Below are 17918 nucleotides of genomic sequence, written 5' to 3' on the forward strand. Positions count from 1 at the left end.
TGGTCGCCGTGAACGTTCTCCTGGTCGAAGACGACGACCGGCTGGCGGCCGCGCTGACCGCTTCCCTCGCGCGCCACGGGCACCAGGTGATCCGTGCCGCGCGGGCCGACGACGCGCTGCGGCTCAAGGACCGGGCCGACTTCCTGCTGCTGGATCTGGGCCTGCCCGACATGGACGGGCTGGAGGCGCTGCGCCGGCTGCGGCGGGTCTCGACGGTCCCGGTGATCGTGGTCACCGCGCGCACCGAGGAGCGGGACGTGCTCCGCGGTCTGCGCGGTGGCGCCGACGACTACCTGGTCAAGCCGTTCCGCACCGCCGAGCTGATCGCCCGGATGGAGGCGGTGCGGCGGCGGGGCACCCGGCCGCTCACCGCCGCCGGGCCGGTGGTGGTGGCCGGCGCGGGCGGGGTGCGCATCGACCTGGCGGGCCGGCGGGTGGAGGCGGACGGCAGGCCGGTGGCGCTGACCCGCCGCGAGTTCGACGTCCTGGCGCTGCTGGCGCGCGAACCCGGGGTGGTGCGCGGCCGGGAGGAGATCCTCGACGCGGTGTGGGGGGACACGCTGCTGTCCGCCTCCCGGTCACTGGACGTCCACATCGCCGGGATCCGCGCCAAGACCGGGTGCCCCGGGATCGTCGAGACGCTGCGCGGCACCGGCTACCGGCTGGGGACCTGACGGATGCGCCGCCGGATCCTGACCGTCCAGGCGGTCCTCATCGGCTGCCTGGTCATCGCGCTCGCCGTGCCGCTGGCGCTGGCGTACTCCTCGCACCGCACCGGGCAGCTGCTGCTTCAGCGGCGCGCGGACGCCACCCGGCTGGCCGAGCTGGCCGACCAGGCGGTGCGGGACGGCGACACCTCGGGCCTGGCCGCGGAGGTGAGCCGGTACGCGGAGCTGTACGGCACCGCGGTGGCGATCCGGGGCCGGGACGGCGAGCCGGTCACCGGCGGCGGGGTGTGGGACGCCGCGGCCGCCGACCGGGCGCTGTCCGGCCGGACCACCGGCGGGCTGCCGCTGGTCACCCCGTTCGGTCCCGGCTCGGCGGTGGTCGCCGAGCCGGTCGGCCGGGACGCCCAGGTGTCCGGTGTGGTGCTGCTGCGGGTGACCACCGGTGCGGCGCGGCGGGACGTGGCGCTGGTGTGGGCGGCGATCGCGGCCGGTGCGGTGGTGGCGGTGGGCTGCGCCCTGTTCGCCGCCCGCCGGCTGGCCCGCTGGATCCTGCGCCCGGTGACCGAGCTGGACGCCACCACCCGGGCGATCGCGGAGGGGCGGATGGACGCCCGGGTGGGCGCCGGCCGGCGGGGCCCGGCGGAGCTGCGGCTGCTGGAGCGGCGGTTCAACGCAATGGCCGACGCGGTGTCCGCGGCGCTGGACCGGCAGCGTGCCTTCGTCGCCGACGCCTCACACGAGCTGCGGACCCCGCTGACCGTGCTCTCGCTGCGGCTGGAGAACCTGGAGCCGCATCTGACGGAGTCCGGCGGGGCTGACTACGCGGAGGCGCTGGCGGAGGTCGACCGGCTCGCCAGGCTGCTGGCGGACCTGCTGGCGCTGGCCAGGGTCGAGGCCGACGCGGGGGCGCCGGAGCCGGTCACCCGTGCCGAGTTGCACGGCCGGCTGTCCGCCTGGCGGGAGGTGTTCGCGGCGCGCGGGCTGTCGCTGGCCGTAGTGGTCCCCGAGGGCGGCGGGGAGGCCGCCGTGCTGCCCGCCGCGGCCGCCAGGATCGCCGACATCGCGCTGGACAACGCGGCCAAGTTCGTCCCCTCCGGCGGCTCGGTGACGGTCTCGGCCGGGACCGGGGTGCTGCGCGTCTCCGACGACGGGCCGGGGCTCGCGCCGGAACAGCGCGCCGCGGCGCTCGGCCGCTTCTGGCGCTCGCCGGGGCACGGCAACGTGCCCGGCAGCGGTCTGGGGCTGGCGATCGCGGCGGAGCTCGCCCGGTCCTGCGGCGGCACACTCGCGCTGCTGCCCGCCGAACCGCACGGTCTGGTGGTCGAACTGCGGCTGCCGGAGGCGTCCGGCAGCCGCGGCGCGGAACCCGCGCGGGCCGCCCTCGGGCCGGACGCCGGTCAGCCGTAGACCGAGCGGTAGTGGGCGGCGGCCCCCGGGTGCAGCGGGACGTCCCCGGTGCCGATGGCGTAGCGCTCGTCGAGCCGGCTGCCGGGCGCGTCGGGCACCGGCAGCCGGTCCCGGTGCGTGAACAGCACCCCGGTGACGGCGCGGGCGGCGTCCTCGCCGAGGTCCCGCCGGCAGACCAGGTAGCTGGGGGTGCCCACGGTCGGGATGGGGGTCTGCTGCCCGTAGGCGCCGGCCGGGATCACGGCGCTCTCGTAGACCGGGCCGGCGGCCCGGCGCAGCCGCGCCGCCAGGGTGCCCAGCGGGACGAGCCGCACCGGGGTGTGCCGGGCCAGGTCCGCGATCGCCCGGGTGGGCACGCCGCCGGACCAGAAGAACGCCGTGATCCGGCCGGCCCGCAGCGCGGCGGCGGACTCGCCGAGTCCCAGCCGTACGGCGCGCACCCGCTCGCGCACGCCGGCCGCGGCGAGGACCCGCTCGGCGGTCACCGAGGTGCCGGATCCGGCCGCGCCGAGCGAGAGGGTGTGCCCGGCCAGGTCCGCCACTTCGCGCGGTTCCGCGTCGGCGGGCACCACCAGGTGCAGGTAGTTGAGGTAGAGCCGGGCGAGAGCGGCGATCGGCTCGCCCGCGGGGCCCGGGGCCGCGGAGCCGCTCCCGGTGCCCCGGGCCGGCCGGAACGCTCCCCGGCCGGCCGCCGCGTCGGCCGCGCTGTCCGCCAGGGTCAGCGCCAGCTCGGCCCGGCCGGCCCGGAGCAGGCGGAGGTTCTGCACGCTGGCGGCGGTGGTCACCACCCGCACGGTGAGGTCCGGGTGGGCCTGGTGCACCTCGTCCGCCAGCCGGCTGCCGAAGACCGCGTACGGTCCGCCGTCGGGTCCGGTGGCCAGCCGGATGAGGCCGCGCGGTCCGCCGCCGGCGCAGGCCGCCAGCGGGGCGGCCGCGAGGGCGCCCAGCAGGACGCGACGGGGCAGGGCGGGCACCGGGCCATGCTACGGCGTGTCCCGGCGGGGCCGGGGTGCGGTCCGCGGCGGCCGTCCCGCCGGTCCCGCGCGTCCCCGGTGGCCGGGCGGCGCGGCGGCACCGGCGCGGGCGGCACCGTCCCGCGCGGCGGCCGCGCCGGCGGGCCGCGTACGGCCTTCGGTCAGGTGGCGCCGAGCTGGGCCCAGACCACCCGTCCGTGCCCTCCGGCGGCGGGCCGGTCCCCCCAGGCGTCGGCCAGGGCCCGCACGAGCATCAGCCCGCGTCCGCTCTCGTCGTCCGACCCGGCCTCCCGCGCCGAGGGGCCGACCGGTCCCCCGCCCTGGTCGGCCACCTCGACGTACACGGCGCGCCCGTCCTGCTCGTCGGCGCGTATGACACACAGGATCCGGTCGCTTCCGGTGTGCACCAGGGCGTTGGTGACCAGTTCCGACATCACCAGCTCGGCGGCGTCGCGGACGTCGTCGCCGAATCCCCAGGCGGGCAGGTGGGACCGCACCCTGCGGCGGGCCACCGCGACCGAGGCCCCGTGCGCGGGCAGCTGGAATCTTTCGTGGCGCAGGCCGACACGGGAGCCGCCGGTTGGTATGAGGCGGAGCATCGTCGTGCGGTGAGGCAGTGCCACGGCCATGTGCCTTCCATCTACCAGTGAGGGGAATGGGTGGTGCAAGTCCTCGTGCGCGCGGCGTGGTTGGGGCATGCCGCAGTGTCACTATCCAGTCTGCGGAGGCCAGTTGGCAAGAGGCGTTCTGCAATTCGCAGAATAGCGAGTGCAGCCTGTGCGCTCCAGGGTGGCCGTGGCACACTGAAGCCGTCGTCAGATGTCCAGGAGGAACGACGTGGGTGAAGCGCGGTCGGCCCCAACCGTCGGGCAGATGGTCCTCGGCATGCGGTTGCGCGCGCTGCGCGAGGCGGCCGGCGTCTCCTTCGAGGAGGCCGCCCGGGCGCTGCACGTCAACCAGACCACGATCCGCCGGATGGAGAAGGCCGAGGTCGGCCTCAAACTCCCCTACGTCGAGAAGCTGCTGCAGACCTACCGGACCCCGCCGGCGGAGATCGAGGCCTTCCTCGCCCTGGCCGAGGAGGCCAACAAGCCCGGCTGGTGGCACCGGTTCCGGGACGTGCTCCCGGAGTGGTTCAGCCTCTACGTGAGCCTGGAGGAGGCCGCCACCCGGATCAGGGGCTACGAACCGCACTGCGTACCGGGGCTGCTGCAGACCCCGGAGTACACCCGCGCCCTGTTCCGGGTGGGCTTCCCCTTCGCCGAGGAGGAGGAACTGGACCGGCGGGTGGCGCTGCGCATGCAGCGCCAGTCCCTGCTCACCCGGACCGGCACCCCGCCGCCCCATCTGTGGGTCGTCATCGAGGAGACGGTGCTGCGCAGACCGGTGGGCGGCCCGGAGGTGATGCGGGCGCAGATCGACCGGCTCATCGAGGCCACCGCCATGCCGAACGTCACCCTTCAGGTGCTGCCGTTCGCCTCCGGGCCGCACCCGGGCATGTTCGGCCCCTTCCAGCTCTTCCGTTTCCAGATACCGGAACTGCCGGACATCGTCTACGGAGAGAACCTCACCGGCGCCGGCTACATCGACCAGCGCGCCGATGTGGCCGTCTACCTGGAGGCTTTGGACCGGATGTGCACTCAGGCCACTCCGGTGCACCGAACCGAGGCCTTCCTCGGTGCGATTCGCAAGGAGCTCTGACTGTGGATCACATATACAACGGCATGCCCTCGAAAAACCTCGGCACCGAAGGCTGGCAGAAGCCCTGGAGCGGACCGAACGGCGGAAGCTGTGTCGAGGTGATGAAGCTCGGCGACGGCCGGGTGGCGCTGCGCCAGTCCACCGACCCCGACGGCCCCGCCCTGATCTACGCGTACCACGAGATCGAGACGTTCATCGAGGGAGCCAAGGCCGGCGCGGCCGACTTCCTGCTCACCTGAGCCGGACCGCCTCGGGCGTTCCGGTCCGCAGCACCACCCGCACCACCTCGCACACCCCGCGCCGCCCGGCGCACCCCGCGCCGCCCGGCGCACCCCCAGGCACCCCCGGCAGCACTCCTTGAGCTCCGGACCTGACCAGTCCGGCCGACCGACCAGGCGGCGACGACACCGAAACGGAGGGCCGCATGACCGCAAACGGCCTCGCACCCGGCCAGATCGACACCAGCAGGCCGCACCCGGCCCGCATGTACGACTACTACCTGGGTGGCAAGGACCACTACGAGGTGGACCAGGACGCCGCCGCCCACGTCATGGCGGTCTACCCCAGCATCAAGACCTGTGCCAGGACCAACCGGGCGTTCATGCACCGCGCCACCCGCTGGCTGGCCGCCGAGGCGGGCATCCGGCAGTTCCTCGACATCGGCACCGGCATCCCGACCGAGCCCAACCTGCACCAGGTCGCGCAGGGCGTCGCCCCCGACGCCAGGGTCGTGTACACCGACAACGACCCGATCGTGCTGACCCACGCCCAGGCCCTGCTGCACAGCACCGCGCAGGGCCGCACCTCCTACATCCAGGCCGACGTCCGCGAGCCGGAGCGCATCGTCACGGCACCCGAGCTGCACGAGACGCTCGACCTGAGCCGTCCGGTCGCCCTGTCGCTCAACGCGCTGCTGCACTTCGTCCCGGACGAGTTCAAGCCGTACGACATCGTCGCCCGACTGGTCGACGCACTGCCCTCGGGGAGCTACCTCGTGCTCTCGCACTGCACACCGGACTTCGACCCGGAGACCTGGGCCAAAGTCGTCGACATCTACCGCCAGGGCGGCATCCCCGCGCAGGTGCGCGACCGCGCCGAGGTCACACAGTTCTTCGAGGGACTGGAGCTGATCGGTCCGGGCGTCGAGGTGCCGCACCGGTGGAAGCCGGACGACGAGGCGGAGCCGAACGCCGTGACCGACGCCCAGGTGTCGCTGTACGCGGGTGTGGCCCGCAAGCCCTGACAGCTGACGGTCCGCCACCGGGCGGCCGCCGCCGGGGAGTCCCGCCGGCCGGCCGCCCGGCGGACGGGTAGCCCATCGGGCGGACCGCACCCCGCCGCGGTAGGCCGTCCGGCGGACCGCCGGGTCGCGGCCCGCACCGGGCGCTGTGAGCCTGTGGTGATGATCGGCACCATCCCGGTCCGCACCGCGGACCCACGCACCCCGGCCCCCCGGGAACCGCGGCGGACCGCCGTGCCCTGGCTGGCCCTCGTCGCCCTCGGGTACGCCGCCGCGCAGCTGGCGCTGGTGGTTCCGCAGACCGCGCACGGCCTGCTCTGGGACGAGAGCGTCTACGCCTCCCAGGTCGACCCGCGGCACCCCGCCGCCTTCTTCAGCGCGCCCCGCTCGCGCGGCATCAGCGTCCTGGTCTCCCCCGTGCTGGCGGTGACCGGGTCGCCGGCCGTACTGCGGGTCCTGCTGGCGGTGCTCTCGGCGGCCGCGCTGTACGCGGCGTTCCGGGTGTGGGCGCGGCTGCTGGGCCCCCGCGCGGCGGCCTGCGCCGCGCTGTTCTTCGCCGGTCTGTGGATCACCCAGATCAGTGGTTCCCAGGTGATGCCGAACTACTGGGTGGCTCTCGGCGCGGTCGCCGCGGTCGGCTGGTTCCTGCGGGCGCCCGGGGAGCCGCGGGCCCGCTGGTGGCTGGCCGGGGTACTCGCCGCCGTCACCCTGCTGCGGCTGCCGGACGGCGGCTGGCTGGCGCTGCCGCTGCTGGCGGCCGCGGCGGCGGTGCGGGCCTGGCGGCCGGCGCTGCCCGCGGTGCTGCTCGGTCCAGCGCTGGGGGCCGTGCAGTGGGTCGCCGAGGCGTACGTCCGGTTCGGCGGCATCGGGGACCGGCTGCGGATCTCCAGCGCCACCGAGGGCGACATGACGCTGCACTGGAACGTCGGGACCGTGCTGCGCAGCCTCAACGGCCCGCTGCTGTGCCGCCCGTGCGAGTCCGACGGCCCGCATCCGCTGATGACCCTGTGGTGGTGGGCGCTGCCGGTGCTGACCGCGGCGGCGCTGGCGCTCGCCCGGCGGCGGCACGCCACGGCCACCGCGCTGCTGCCCGTGGTGTGCGCGGGGTGCCTGTCCTTCTCGTATCTGTTCCTGATCGGGTTCTCGGCCCCGCGGTTCCTGCTGCCCGCCTACGCCCTGCTGTCGCTGCCCGTCGCGGCCTGGGTGGTCCACGCGCTGGAGCACGCCCGGGCCCGGGCCGCGGTGGCTGCCGCCGTCGCGGTGCTGTACGCCGCGCACCTCGGGGTGCAGATCGCCGTGCTGGTCCACTCCACCGCGTCGACCGCCGCCACCGCGAGCGTGTACCAGCGTGCCGCGGACGACCTGCGCGACCTGGGGCTGCGGCCCCCGTGTCTGGTGACCGGCCCCCGGGCGCTGCCGATCGGATACGCCGCGCGCTGCGCGTCCGCCCAGGTCCGCGGGAACAACCGCTCCACCACCGAGGGGGAGTTGCGGCGCCGCGCCACCCGGGTGCCGACCGCCGCCCTGGTCGGGCCGGGGCACGCGGCTCCCCCGCGCTTCGCCCGGGACTGGACGCCGCGCACCATGCCGCGCACCGGGTGGACCGTCTACCTCGCCCCGCGCCGCTGAGCCCCCGCCCCGCGGCGCCGAGCGACCGGGCTACCAGCCGGTGGGCGTGTAGTCCTTCAGGAAGCAGCCGAACAGGTCCTCGCCCTGTTCGCCCCGTACGATCGGGTCGTACACCCGGGCCGCTCCGTCGACGAGGTCGAGCGGGGCGTGGAAGCCGGCCTCGGCCAGCCGCATCTTGTCCGGGTGCGGCCGCTCGTCGGTGATCCAGCCGGTGTCGACGCTGGTCATCAGGATGGAGTCGGTCTCGAACATCTCCCGGGCGCTGGTGCGGGTGAGCATGTTGAGCGCGGCCTTGGCCATGTTGGTGTGCGGGTGCCCGGCGCCCTTGTAGCCGCGGCTGAACTTGCCCTCCATCGCCGAGACGTTCACCACGTACTTGCGGCGCGCGGGGGAGGCGGCCATCGCCGGACGCAGTCGGCTGACCAGGATGAACGGCGCGGTCTCGTTGCACAGCTGCACTTCGAGCAGTTCCACCGGGTCCACCTCGTGCACCCGCTGGATCCAGGTGTTGGTGGGGTCCAGGTCCGGGACCAGGCCGCCCGCGTCGATCGCGGTGCCGGCCTCGATGCGGGCCGGGGAGGCGGAGCCGGTGGTCAGTGCCAGCGCGGCGACCTCGTCGGGGGTCAGGGCGCTGTCCCGGGGGGTCGCGGGGCCGGGCAGGGCGGCCTGGGCACCGCTGCCGAAGGCACCGAAGACGACCGACTCGGGCAGCTCCCCGGCGGGCGGGGGCGCCGACTCGCCCGCGATCAGCTCGGCGTACGCCTGGCGGCTGCGGCGGACGGTCTGCGCGGCGTTGTTGATCAGGATGTCCAGCGGGCCGGCCGCGCTCACCGAGTCGGCCAGCGCGATCACCTGGGCGGGGTCCCGCAGGTCGATACCGACGATCTTGAGCCGGTGGAGCCAGTCCGCGCTGTCCGGCATCGCGGTGAAGCGCCGGACGGCGTCCTGGGGGAAGCGGGTGGTGATGGTGGTGTGCGCGCCGTCCCGGAGCAGTCGCAGTGCGATGTACATGCCGATCTTGGCGCGGCCGCCGGTGAGCAGTGCCCGGCGGCCGGTGAGGTCGGTCCGCGCGTCGCGCCGGGCCCGGTTCTCCTGGGCGCACGACCGGCACAGCTGGTGGTAGAAGGCGTCGACCTCGGTGTAGCGGTCCTTGCAGACGTAGCAGGACCTGGCGCGCCGCAGGATGCCGGCGATCTCGGTGGTCACCGAGCTGCTGAGCGCCCGGCCGAGGGTCTCGTCGTCTATCCGGTCGGCCGCGCCGGTGGCGGTGGCCTCGGTGACGGTACGGTCGTGGGCGGTCTTGGCGGCGCGGCGCTCCTGGCGGCGGCGCTGCTTGACCGTCCGGTAGATGCCGGAGGTGGCGCGGCGGACCAGGACCGCGTCGGGGTGGTCGAGCGGCAGTTCGTCGAGTTCGGCGAGCACGCTCAGGCAGACCTCCAGCCGGTCCGGATCGATCCCCGCCCGCTCCGCGCCGATGCCCGCCCCGTCGGCCCGGCCGCTGTCTGTCACCGTCATCGCCGTGCCGCTTCCTGGTTCGCCTGTTCTACCGATACTCCGGCGGAACTGTACGAAAGCGGGGGCGGCGACGCCAAACCGGAGAGCGCGCGGGCGGCCGGGGCCGGTGCGCCGGGAGGGTCGCGCCCCGGACCGGTGGCCGGGCCCGGCCCCGGCGCCCGGGCCGGGAAGGCGGGGTGCGGCGCCCTGGGCGGCGCCCGGGCTCAGTCGCCCGCCAGCAGCGGGCCGAGGCGTTCCAGCAGCGGTGCCAGCGCGGCCCGCTCGGCCTCGCTGAGCGCGCCGAGGGCCCGGTGCACCCCGTGCAGCTCGGCCCGCAGCCGGACGATCATCTCGGCCCCGGCTTCCGTGGGCGTGACCAGCTTCACCCGGCGGTCGTGCTCGGAGGCGGTGCGCGCGACCAGGCCGCGGGCCTCCAGCCGGCTGATCAGACCGGTGGCGTTGGAGGCGTCGCACACCAGATGGTCGGCGAGGGCGCGCATGGGCAGCGGGCTGCGGCCGACCGCGTTCAGGGCCCGCGCCTGGGCGGTGGTCAGGCCGTGCCGCGCGGCGGTGCGGCTGAAGTGGTCGTAGTAGCCGCGCACCACGGCGGCCAGCGGGTCGATCAGATCGTCGGGAGCGGGCGGCTGCGGGGACATGCCGCCATGGTAGCCAGCGACCGGTGGTGCCGATCTTCTCCGGACGGCCGGTCCGGTCCGCCGCGCCGGGGCGGCTGCCCGGCCTCACCGGAGCCGCCGTGCGAGACTGCCCGGGGCAGCGACGGGCGACGGGAGCCGCCGGTGGTGACGGAGCAGCAGGAGCGGGTCAGAGCCCGGCAGGAGATCGGCCGCCTGGTCGCGGCGGGGGTCCACGGCGCCGCGCTCACCTGGGTGGACAACGCCGGGCTGACCCGCGTCAAGGCGGTGCCGACGGCCCGGCTGGCGGACGTGGTCAGCGACGGGGTGGGCATGTCGCCGGTGTTCGACGTCTATCTGGTGGACGACTCGATGACCAGCAGCGGCGAGATCGGAGGCCCCGACGGCGATCTTCGCCTGTTCCCCGACCTGACCCGGCTCACCCTGCTGGCGGCCCAGCCGGGCTGGGCCTGGGCGCCGGTCGACCGCTACGACCAGCGGGGTGCCCCGCACCCGGTGTGCCAGCGGCAGTTCGCCCGCCGGATGGCCGAGCGCGCCCGGCAGCGGGGGCTGGAGCTGCGGATGGGGTTCGAGACCGAGTGGGTGGTGACCCGGGCCGACAGCCGGGAGCTGAGCTACCCCACCACCGGCCCGGCCTACGGCATGGCGCGGATCGTGGAGCTCTCGGACTATCTGGCCGGGCTGCTCGAAGCGCTGCACGCGCAGCACGTGGAGGTGCTGCAGCTCCACCCCGAGTACGCCCCCGGCCAGTTCGAGGTCTCCGTCGCGCCCGCCGGTCCGGTCGCCGCGGCCGATCTGTCGGTGCTGGTCCGCGAGACGGTGCGGGCGGTGTCCGGGCGCCACGGGCTCGCGGCCGCCTTCGGTCCGGTCGTCGAGCCCGGTGTGGTGGGCAACGGCGGGCACCTCCACCTCAGCCTGTGGCAGCGGGACCGCAACCTCTGCCAGGGCGGGGACGGCCCGTACGGCATGACCGCGACCTGCGAGGCGTTCCTCGCCGGGGTGCTCCGGGAGCTGCCCGCGCTGCTGGCGGTCGGGGCACCGTCCCCGGCGAGCTACCTGCGGCTGGTGCCGTCCCGCTGGGCGGGCGCGTTCCAGTGCTGGGGGCTGGAGAACCGGGAGGCGGCGCTGCGGTTCATCAGCGGCCCGCCGCAGGCACCCCAGGCGGCCAACGCCGAGGTGAAGTGCTTCGATGCGGCGGCGAACCCGTACCTGGCGGTGGGGGCGGTGATCGCCGCGGGACTGGCCGGGGTCGACGCGGGCCTCCGGCTGCCCGCGCCGGTCGCGGGCGACCCGGCCGGCAGCGCCGAGCCACCGCCCCGGCTGCCGGACTCGCTCGGCGCGGCGCTGCGGCACTTCGAGGAATCCGCGGTGCTGCGCGAGGCGCTCGGCGATCCGCTGTGGGACTCGGTGGCGGCGGTCCGCCGCGCGGAGTGCGAGCTGTTCGACGGGGCCGCGCCGGAGGCCGTGGCCGCCGCCACCCGCCGGCGGTACTGAGTGCGGCCGCCCCGGCCCGGCCTGGTCGACCAGCACTGCCACGGGGTGGTCCGCACCGACCTGACCGACGAGGCGTTCGAGGCGCTGCTGACCGAGTCGGACGCGCCCGCCGCCCGGGGGACCTCCTTCTTCGACACCCAGCTGGGCTTCGCGATACGGCGCTGGTGCCCGCCCCTGCTCGGCCTCGACCCGCACTGCCCGCCCGCGCGGTACCTCGGCCGGCGGCGGGAGCTGGGCGCCGCGGAGGTCACCCGGCGGATGCTGCGTGCCGCCGGCATCACGACGTTCCTGGTGGACACCGGTATCCCGGGCGACCTGACCGGCCCCGGGGAACTGGCCGCCGCCGCGGGCGGCACCGGTCACGAGGTGGTCCGGCTGGAGCGCCTCGCCGAACGCGTCGCCGACCTGGCCCCGACGGCCGGGTCGTTCGCGTCCTCGGTGGCGGAGGCGGTGCAGGACGCCGCCCGGACCGCGACCGGTTTCAAGTCGGTGGCCGCCTACCGCTGCGGGCTGGACTTCTCCCCCGCGCCGCCGGCGCCGCGCGAGATCCGGGTGGCGGCCGCCGGCTGGCTCTCCGGCCGGCGGCCCGGCGGCCGGCTCACCGACCCGGTCCTGGTACGCCATCTGCTGTGGACCGCCGCCGGTACCGGGCTGCCGCTGCAACTGCACACCGGGTTCGGCGACCCGGAGCTGGACCTGCACCGCTGCGATCCGCTGCTGCTCACCGGCTTTGTCCGCGCGGTACGGCCGACCGGCTGCCCGCTGGTCCTGCTGCACGGCTACCCGTACCACCGGGGCGCGGCCTACCTCGCGCACGTCTTCCCGCACGTCTACGCCGACCTCGGCCTCTCGGTGGCGCACACCGGGGCGCGGGCGGCTTCCGTCCTCGCCGAGGCACTGGAGCTGGTGCCGTTCGGCAAGCTGCTGTTCTCCACCGACGCCTACGGGCTGCCCGAGCTGTACCTGGTGGGCTCCCACCTGTTCCGGCGGGCCCTGGACGGACTGCTGGACCGGTGGGTCGCCGAGGACGCCTGGTCCCGGGCCGACGCCGAGCGGGTCACCGCCCTGGTCTGCGCGGAGAACGCCCGCCGCGTCTACCGGCTCGCCCCGGAGCCGGGCCCCCCGCCGGTGGCCGGGCCCGGCTGAAGGGCGCCACCACCGGGCCGGGCCCGGCTGAAGGACGCCACCACCGGCCCGGTGGCCGGCCCGGCCGTTGCCTGCGGTGCCGGCTGCCGCGGGCGTTCCGGCCCTGGACTCCGCTGTCCGCGCCGGTGGTCCGGGCCGGGCCGGGCCGCCCCGGCGGGGCGGGAGCGGCGGTTCACGGCCGCCTCGTTCCGCCGTGAACCCCTCGGGTAGCGTGTCCCGTTCGAACGAACGACGGAGCAGCGGCCGGCACGCGCCCGGCACGAGCACAGTAGGTGTGGATCACATGAGAATCTCCGGCTCCACCGTCCTGATCACCGGCGCCACCGGCGGCCTCGGCCGGACCCTCGCCCGGGCGTTCGCGGCCCGGGGGGCCTCGCTGCTGCTCACCGGCCGCCGCCGGGACGTGCTGGAGTCGCTGGCCGGCTCGCTGGGCGCGCGGGCCACGGTCGCCGACCTGTCCGACCGGGACGACGTCGAGCGCCTCGCCGGGGAGGCCGCGGACGTGGACATCCTCGTCGCCAATGCCGCGCTCCCCTCCAGCGGTGAGGTGCTGGACTACTCCGCCGAGCAGCTCGACCGGGCGCTGGAGGTGAACCTGCGGGCGCCGATCATGCTCGCCCGGCTGCTGGCGCCCCGGATGGTGGAGGCGCGGCGCGGGCACCTGGTGATGATCGGTTCCCTCTCCGGGCGGACCGCCTCGCCGGCCGCGTCGCTGTACAACGCGGCCAAGTTCGGCCTGCGGGGCTTCGCGCACGGCCTGCGCCAGGATCTGCACGGCACCGGCGTCGGGGTGTCCATCGTGCAGCCGGGTTTCGTGCGGGACGCCGGGATGTTCGCCGACTCCGGCGCGGCCCCGCCGGCCGGCGCCCGCACCGTCTCGGCCGGGCAGGTCGCGGCGGCGACGCTGCGCGCGGTGGAGCGGAACCGGGCCGAGGTCAACATCGCCCCGCCGGAGTTGCGGCTCGGCACCGCCATCGGGGGCCTCTTCCCCGGGCTGGCGGCGTCCGTGCAGCGCCGGGCCGTCCGGGACGGATCGCTGCACCGGCTGGCCGAGGGGCAGCGCACCAAGCGCTGAGCGGGCCCGCACCGGGCCGCCACGCCGGGGCCCGGGCGTGGCTCCGGGGGACGGAGCGCGGCCGGGCCGGAGGTGGGCGCGCCGCGCGACCGGGGTCCGGCACGGGTGGCGCGGGTGCCGCGCCACCCGTGGCGGCCGGGCCGCCCCCATACCAGTACCGGGGCGCAGGGTGCCAGTCCCGCCTGCCGGCGCCGCCGGGATCCGGCCGCATCGGGTCCGGTCCGCCGGGCGGCCGCGCGGGCACCGGGCGGGCACCGGGCGGGCGGGCCGGGTCCTCGGCGGGCACCGGCCGGGCCGCCCGCGGCCGGCCGGCCCCGGGTGGCGGGCGCGCGGGGTGAATCGTTCCGTCCGGATGTCCTGATTGGACAGGCCCGCGCGGGGGCGTTTCCGGTCCGGCCCGCCGGAGCCGTTTTCACCGCCTGGCCGGGCGGTATGACGGTACTGACGACCTGGGGACGTCGTCGGGGCCGGCATCCGCCCCGCCGCCTCGGTGCAGCGCCGGGGAGGAGGGCGCGATGTCCGCGCGTTCCCGGTCCGCGGTCGGAGTCGACGGCCCCCGCCAGGGGGGGCGTACCGCACGCGGCGTGCCGGGCGCCGACCGCCACCGTGCCCTGCGGGGACGGCACGAGGGGGTGCCCGCGGTGCGCCGTGCAATGGCAAGAATGTGCGTCGGACAGGACGGGTCCGGGAGACCGTCGCCCCTGGCGGCACCCGGGACCAGCGGCCGGCCCGGCCCGTCGTCCCAGGCATCCGGCCGGTACCGGGCCGCCGTCGGTCGACCGGCCTTGACGAGCGAGGGAGCGGGCCCATGCGTGCGGTGGTCATCGATGCGTTCGGGCGGAAGCCTGAGGTCCGGGAGGTCGAGGACCCGACACCGACGCGCGGTGGCGCGGTCATCCGCGTCGAGGCCACCGGTGTGTGCCGCAGCGACTGGCACGGGTGGATGGGGCACGACCCCAACATCCGGCTGCCGCACGTACCCGGCCATGAACTCGCCGGAGTGGTCGCCGCGGTGGGGCCGGACGTCGCCAACTGGCGCCCCGGGCAACGGGTCACCGTGCCGTTCGTCTGCGCCTGCGGCCGGTGCGGGGCGTGCGCGGAGGGCTCCCAGCAGGTCTGCGAGCGCCAGACGCAGCCCGGTTTCACCCACTGGGGGTCGTTCGCCGAGTACGTCCCGGTGGAGAACGCGGACATCAATCTCGTCGGTATCCGCGACGAGCTGCCCTTCACCACGGCGGCGGGCCTGGGCTGCCGGTTCGCGACCGCGTTCCGCGCCGTGGTGGCGCAGGGCAGGGTCGCGCCGGGCGAGTGGGTCGCGGTCTACGGCTGCGGCGGCGTCGGGCTCTCCGCCGTGATGATCGCGGCGGCCGCCGGGGCCCGGGTCGTCGCCGTCGACATAGCGCCGCGCGCCCTGGAGCTGGCCCGCCGGTTCGGCGCGGCGACCTGTATCGACGCCTCCTCGCTGCTGGGGTCGGTGGCCGAGGCGGTGCTGGACACCACCGGGGGCGGCGCCCACCTCTCCCTCGACGCCCTCGGCAGCCCGCGCACCTGTGCCGCCTCCATCAACAGCCTGCGCCGGCACGGGCGTCATGTGCAGGTCGGGCTGCTCCCCCCGGCCGCCGGCAACCCGATGCTGCCGATGGGCCGGGTGGTCGCCCTGGAACTCCAGCTGCTCGGCAGCCACGGCATGGCGGCGCACGCCTACGCGCCGATGATGGAGATGGTCAAGGCCGGCAGGCTGCGCCCGGATCTGCTGGTGACCCACACCATCGGGCTGGAGGAGGCGCCCGAGGCGCTGATCGCCATGGGGACCAGGGGCCGCCTCAGAACCGGTGTCACGGTCGTCGAGCCCCACCGGCCCCGCCCCGCCGGCCCCACCGGCCCCGGGAGCGGCGGCCGGTAGGGCCGCCGGCCCGGTCAGGCGGACAGCCGGGCCTCGATCGCCGCGACCAGTTCCGGCGCCTCGGGCTCGGTGCGCGGGCGGAACCGGCCGACCACCTCGCCGCCGGGCGAGACCAGGAACTTCTCGAAGTTCCACTGCACATCGCCGGCCTCGCCCGCCGCGTCCGGGGTCCGGGTCAGCTCCGCGTAGAGCGGGTGCCGCTGCTCGCCGTTGACGTCGATCTTCTCCAGCAGCGGGAAGGTCACGCCATAGGTGGTCGAGCAGAAGGTCCGGATCTCCTCGCTGGTGCCGGGCTCCTGGCCCGCGAACTGGTTGCAGGGGAAGCCCAGCACGGTGAAACCGCGCTCGGCGTAGCGCTGCTGGAGCCGCTCCAGACCCTCGTACTGCGGGGTCAGCCCGCACTTGGACGCCACGTTGACCAGCAGCAGCGTCGTGCCCCGGTGCTCTCCCAGCGTGGTCGGCTCACCGGACAGCGTGCGCAGCGGGATGTCGTACAGGCTCATGGCGGAACCCCTTCGGTGGATTCGGAATGCCCCCAGTCAACCACTCCGCAGGTTCGCCCCTCACCGGTAACATCATGTGTTCACCCGTGTTCGGAACGCCATCGGTTCTCAGGGGGATGTGTGGCGGGCGACGAGGACACCCTGGCCGGCAGACTGCTCGTCGTCGAGTACGAGCAGGTCAAGGAGGAGCAGCGGGCACGGATCGGGTTCCGCGACAACCTGCTGTACGCCACGCTCGCGTCCATGGCGGCGATCATCACCTTCACCCTGCAGAAGTCCGGCCATGTGGAACTGCTGTTGCTGCTGCCGCCCGCGTCGGTGTTCCTGGGGTGGACCTATCTGGTCAACGACGAGAAGATCTCGGCGATCGGCCGCTACATCCGGGAGGAGCTGGACCCGCGGCTGACCGCGCTGGTCCCCACCCACAGCCGGGTGTTCGGCTGGGAGACCGCGCACCGCAGCGACCGGCGCCGGGTGTCCCGCAAGCGTCTGCAACTCGGCGTGGACCTGCTCATCTTCTGCGCGGCGCCGCTGGCCGCGCTGGTCGTGTACTGGTCGTACGGGCCGGTCACCGCGGTCCTGCTCACCGTCTCGCTCGTGGAGTCCGCGCTGATCGCCGTGCTCGGCGCGCAGATCGCGCGGTACGCGGATCTGCGCCGGCCGTGAGCCCCGCCCGGTCGCGGGCATCGACTCCCGGGCGGGCGGTGCCGCACCATTGGACGGCGCCGAGGTGCTGCCGGCGGAAGGGGGAGGCCGTGGAGTGGTCCGGTGCCGGGCGGGCGGACGTCGTCGTCCTCACCGCGCTGGAGGTCGAGTACCGGGCGGTGCGCGCGCATCTGCACCGGCCGCGGACGCTCGCGCCCGAACGCGGGTCGCTGTTCGAGGTGGGGACGTTCCGCGACGGCGCCTCGGAGCGTCCGGTCGCGCTGCACATGACCGGGCCGGGCAATCCCGCCGCCGCGGTGACCGCCGACCGCGCCATCGGCCTGTTCGCACCGCGCGCGGTGCTCTTCGTGGGGGTCGCGGGCGGGGTCAAGGACGTGGCGCTGGGTGATGTGGTGGCGGCCGAGTCGGTGTACGACTACGAGACCGGCAAGGACACCGAGCGGGGCTTCCGGCCGCGCATGAAGACCCATCACGCGGCGTACGGGCTGGTGCAGCTGGCCCGGCTGGTGGCCGCCGCGGACGACTGGCGGCGGCGGATCGGCGGCTCCGCCGGGGAGCAACCCCGCGCGCTGGTGAAGCCGATCGCGGCGGGCGGGCGGGTGGTGGCCCACGAGCGCTCGCGGACCGGGCGGAGGCTGGCGCTGGGGGCGGGCGACGCGGTCGCGGTCGACATGGAGGGGTTCGGCTTCCTCACCGGGGCGCATCTGGACCGGCGCGCCGAGGCACTGGTGATCCGCGGCATCTCCGACCTGCTGGGGGACAAGAGCGAGGACCACGACGACCACTGGCAGCCGCTGGCCTCCCGGCACGCCGCGGCCTTCGCCTTCGAGCTCATCAGCCGGCTGCCGTCCGGCGGGCAGGCGGCCGGCGGGGCGGCGGCCGCGGGCTCCGTCCCGCCGGACGGGCCCGCCGGCCGCGGCGGACCCGGCGGGCCGGGCGCGGCGCCGCCCCCGGCGGTGGCGGCGGCACCCCGGCCGGCCGGCGGCCGCCACCGGCTGACCATCCGGGAGCTGAGCGCGCTGACCGACCTGCTGCTGGCGGTGCCCGGCCTGGCGGCCCCCGCCCGCTGGCAGCAGCTGCTCGACGAACTCCCCGTGCTGGGCGGCGCGGTCAGCCGGCAGTCGGCCAGCCGCCCGGAGGCCCTCTCCCTGCTGCGCACCTGCGAGGAGTACGGCGCGTGGGGCGACCTGCTGGAGGTGGTCGCGGCGCTCGCGCCGGACGCGCCGGCGACGGCGGCGCTGCGCGGCCGGGTCGCCGACCTCGGTCTGGGGTGAGGTGTCACCGGGGGCGGTGCGGGCATAACCACGTGTCCGGGGCTACGGCGGTGCGCGCGGCGGCGAAGACCCCGACGGGGACGCCGGTTGC

17 protein-coding genes are annotated in these 17918 nt (G+C 75.8%); 12 read left to right on the top strand and 5 right to left on the bottom strand.

Translation table 11 applies throughout. From position 1 onward, the window contains the following. Positions 1 to 8 precede the first annotated feature (8 nt). Positions 9 to 674: a response regulator transcription factor gene (locus ACH4B3_RS24655; protein ID WP_398466104.1), complete on the top strand. Its 666-nt coding sequence runs from the start codon at positions 9 to 11 to the stop codon at positions 672 to 674. A gap of 3 nt (positions 675 to 677) precedes the next feature. After that, a complete protein-coding gene (locus tag ACH4B3_RS24660; protein WP_398466106.1) occupies positions 678 to 2075 on the top strand; it encodes a sensor histidine kinase in 1398 nt (465 codons plus the stop codon). On the opposite strand, the gene ACH4B3_RS24665 is transcribed toward ACH4B3_RS24660, so the two are convergent. Continuing rightward, complete coding sequence (locus ACH4B3_RS24665; protein ID WP_398466107.1) at positions 2066 to 3049, bottom strand: TAXI family TRAP transporter solute-binding subunit; 984 nt, start codon at positions 3047 to 3049, stop codon at positions 2066 to 2068. The genes ACH4B3_RS24660 and ACH4B3_RS24665 overlap by 10 nt on opposite strands. A gap of 161 nt (positions 3050 to 3210) precedes the next feature. After that, positions 3211 to 3678, bottom strand: a complete 468-nt coding sequence (locus tag ACH4B3_RS24670) for an ATP-binding protein (protein ID WP_398466109.1) — start codon at positions 3676 to 3678, stop codon at positions 3211 to 3213. Between the two features lie 208 nt (positions 3679 to 3886). On the opposite strand from ACH4B3_RS24670, the gene ACH4B3_RS24675 reads away from it, so the two are divergent. The 4 genes from ACH4B3_RS24675 (at position 3887) to ACH4B3_RS24690 (ending at position 7619) form a co-directional block, all read left to right on the top strand. After that, positions 3887 to 4750, top strand: coding sequence for a helix-turn-helix domain-containing protein (locus ACH4B3_RS24675; RefSeq protein WP_398466111.1), 864 nt, complete (start codon positions 3887 to 3889; stop codon positions 4748 to 4750). Between the two features lie 23 nt (positions 4751 to 4773). Further along, positions 4774 to 4989 (top strand): DUF397 domain-containing protein, encoded by a 216-nt coding sequence (locus ACH4B3_RS24680; protein ID WP_398466156.1) that lies wholly within the window; start codon positions 4774 to 4776, stop codon positions 4987 to 4989. 185 nt (positions 4990 to 5174) lie between these two features. Further along, a complete protein-coding gene (locus ACH4B3_RS24685; protein ID WP_398466113.1) occupies positions 5175 to 5993 on the top strand; it encodes an SAM-dependent methyltransferase in 819 nt (272 codons plus the stop codon). Between the two features lie 159 nt (positions 5994 to 6152). Then, on the top strand, positions 6153 to 7619 hold the full coding sequence (locus ACH4B3_RS24690) for a hypothetical protein (RefSeq protein WP_398466115.1): 1467 nt from the start codon (positions 6153 to 6155) through the stop codon (positions 7617 to 7619). Positions 7620 to 7649: 30 nt separating this feature from the next. Here the strand turns inward: ACH4B3_RS24690 and ACH4B3_RS24695 are convergent, their stop codons facing one another. Then, a complete protein-coding gene (locus ACH4B3_RS24695) occupies positions 7650 to 9134 on the bottom strand; it encodes an SDR family NAD(P)-dependent oxidoreductase (RefSeq protein ID WP_398466117.1) in 1485 nt (494 codons plus the stop codon). Positions 9135 to 9337: 203 nt separating this feature from the next. Further along, entirely contained in the window at positions 9338 to 9769 is a 432-nt protein-coding gene (locus ACH4B3_RS24700) for a MarR family winged helix-turn-helix transcriptional regulator (protein WP_398466118.1), read from the bottom strand. 144 nt (positions 9770 to 9913) lie between these two features. Here ACH4B3_RS24700 and ACH4B3_RS24705 point away from each other — a divergent pair, with 144 nt between their 5' ends. The 4 genes from ACH4B3_RS24705 (at position 9914) to ACH4B3_RS24720 (ending at position 15384) form a co-directional block, all read left to right on the top strand. Further along, complete coding sequence (locus tag ACH4B3_RS24705) at positions 9914 to 11260, top strand: glutamine synthetase (protein ID WP_398466120.1); 1347 nt, start codon at positions 9914 to 9916, stop codon at positions 11258 to 11260. Then, the gene (locus tag ACH4B3_RS24710) at positions 11261 to 12406 is read left to right on the top strand and encodes an amidohydrolase family protein (protein WP_398466121.1); all 1146 of its coding nucleotides are present in this window, start codon (positions 11261 to 11263) and stop codon (positions 12404 to 12406) included. Positions 12407 to 12689: 283 nt separating this feature from the next. Next, positions 12690 to 13481 (top strand): SDR family NAD(P)-dependent oxidoreductase, encoded by a 792-nt coding sequence (locus ACH4B3_RS24715; protein ID WP_398466123.1) that lies wholly within the window; start codon positions 12690 to 12692, stop codon positions 13479 to 13481. A gap of 808 nt (positions 13482 to 14289) precedes the next feature. Continuing rightward, positions 14290 to 15384, top strand: coding sequence for a zinc-dependent alcohol dehydrogenase family protein (locus tag ACH4B3_RS24720; protein WP_398466125.1), 1095 nt, complete (start codon positions 14290 to 14292; stop codon positions 15382 to 15384). A gap of 14 nt (positions 15385 to 15398) precedes the next feature. Here the strand turns inward: ACH4B3_RS24720 and ACH4B3_RS24725 are convergent, their stop codons facing one another. Next, entirely contained in the window at positions 15399 to 15887 is a 489-nt protein-coding gene (locus tag ACH4B3_RS24725; protein WP_398466127.1) for a glutathione peroxidase, read from the bottom strand. A gap of 120 nt (positions 15888 to 16007) precedes the next feature. Here ACH4B3_RS24725 and ACH4B3_RS24730 point away from each other — a divergent pair, with 120 nt between their 5' ends. Further along, positions 16008 to 16553, top strand: a complete 546-nt coding sequence (locus ACH4B3_RS24730; protein WP_398466129.1) for a hypothetical protein — start codon at positions 16008 to 16010, stop codon at positions 16551 to 16553. A gap of 89 nt (positions 16554 to 16642) precedes the next feature. After that, positions 16643 to 17827: a hypothetical protein gene (locus tag ACH4B3_RS24735; protein WP_398466131.1), complete on the top strand. Its 1185-nt coding sequence runs from the start codon at positions 16643 to 16645 to the stop codon at positions 17825 to 17827. The last annotated feature ends 91 nt before the right edge of the window (positions 17828 to 17918 follow it).

The sequence above is a fragment of the Streptomyces sp. NPDC018031 genome (assembly GCF_044327625.1).
GTDB lineage: Bacteria > Actinomycetota > Actinomycetes > Streptomycetales > Streptomycetaceae > Streptomyces.

What these genes read in the sequence shown, in the direction of transcription:
- ACH4B3_RS24660 (WP_398466106.1), top strand. Translation starts at nt 678, where the DNA reads ATGCGCCGCCGGATCCTGACCGTCCAGGCGGTCCTCATCGGCTGCCTG.
- ACH4B3_RS24670 (WP_398466109.1), bottom strand. Translation starts at nt 3,678, where the DNA reads ATGGCCGTGGCACTGCCTCACCGCACGACGATGCTCCGCCTCATACCA.
- ACH4B3_RS24680 (WP_398466156.1), top strand. Translation starts at nt 4,774, where the DNA reads ATGCCCTCGAAAAACCTCGGCACCGAAGGCTGGCAGAAGCCCTGGAGC.
- ACH4B3_RS24685 (WP_398466113.1), top strand. Translation starts at nt 5,175, where the DNA reads ATGACCGCAAACGGCCTCGCACCCGGCCAGATCGACACCAGCAGGCCG.
- ACH4B3_RS24690 (WP_398466115.1), top strand. Translation starts at nt 6,153, where the DNA reads ATGATCGGCACCATCCCGGTCCGCACCGCGGACCCACGCACCCCGGCC.
- ACH4B3_RS24695 (WP_398466117.1), bottom strand. Translation starts at nt 9,134, where the DNA reads ATGACGGTGACAGACAGCGGCCGGGCCGACGGGGCGGGCATCGGCGCG.
- ACH4B3_RS24700 (WP_398466118.1), bottom strand. Translation starts at nt 9,769, where the DNA reads ATGTCCCCGCAGCCGCCCGCTCCCGACGATCTGATCGACCCGCTGGCC.
- ACH4B3_RS24715 (WP_398466123.1), top strand. Translation starts at nt 12,690, where the DNA reads ATGAGAATCTCCGGCTCCACCGTCCTGATCACCGGCGCCACCGGCGGC.
- ACH4B3_RS24720 (WP_398466125.1), top strand. Translation starts at nt 14,290, where the DNA reads ATGCGTGCGGTGGTCATCGATGCGTTCGGGCGGAAGCCTGAGGTCCGG.
- ACH4B3_RS24725 (WP_398466127.1), bottom strand. Translation starts at nt 15,887, where the DNA reads ATGAGCCTGTACGACATCCCGCTGCGCACGCTGTCCGGTGAGCCGACC.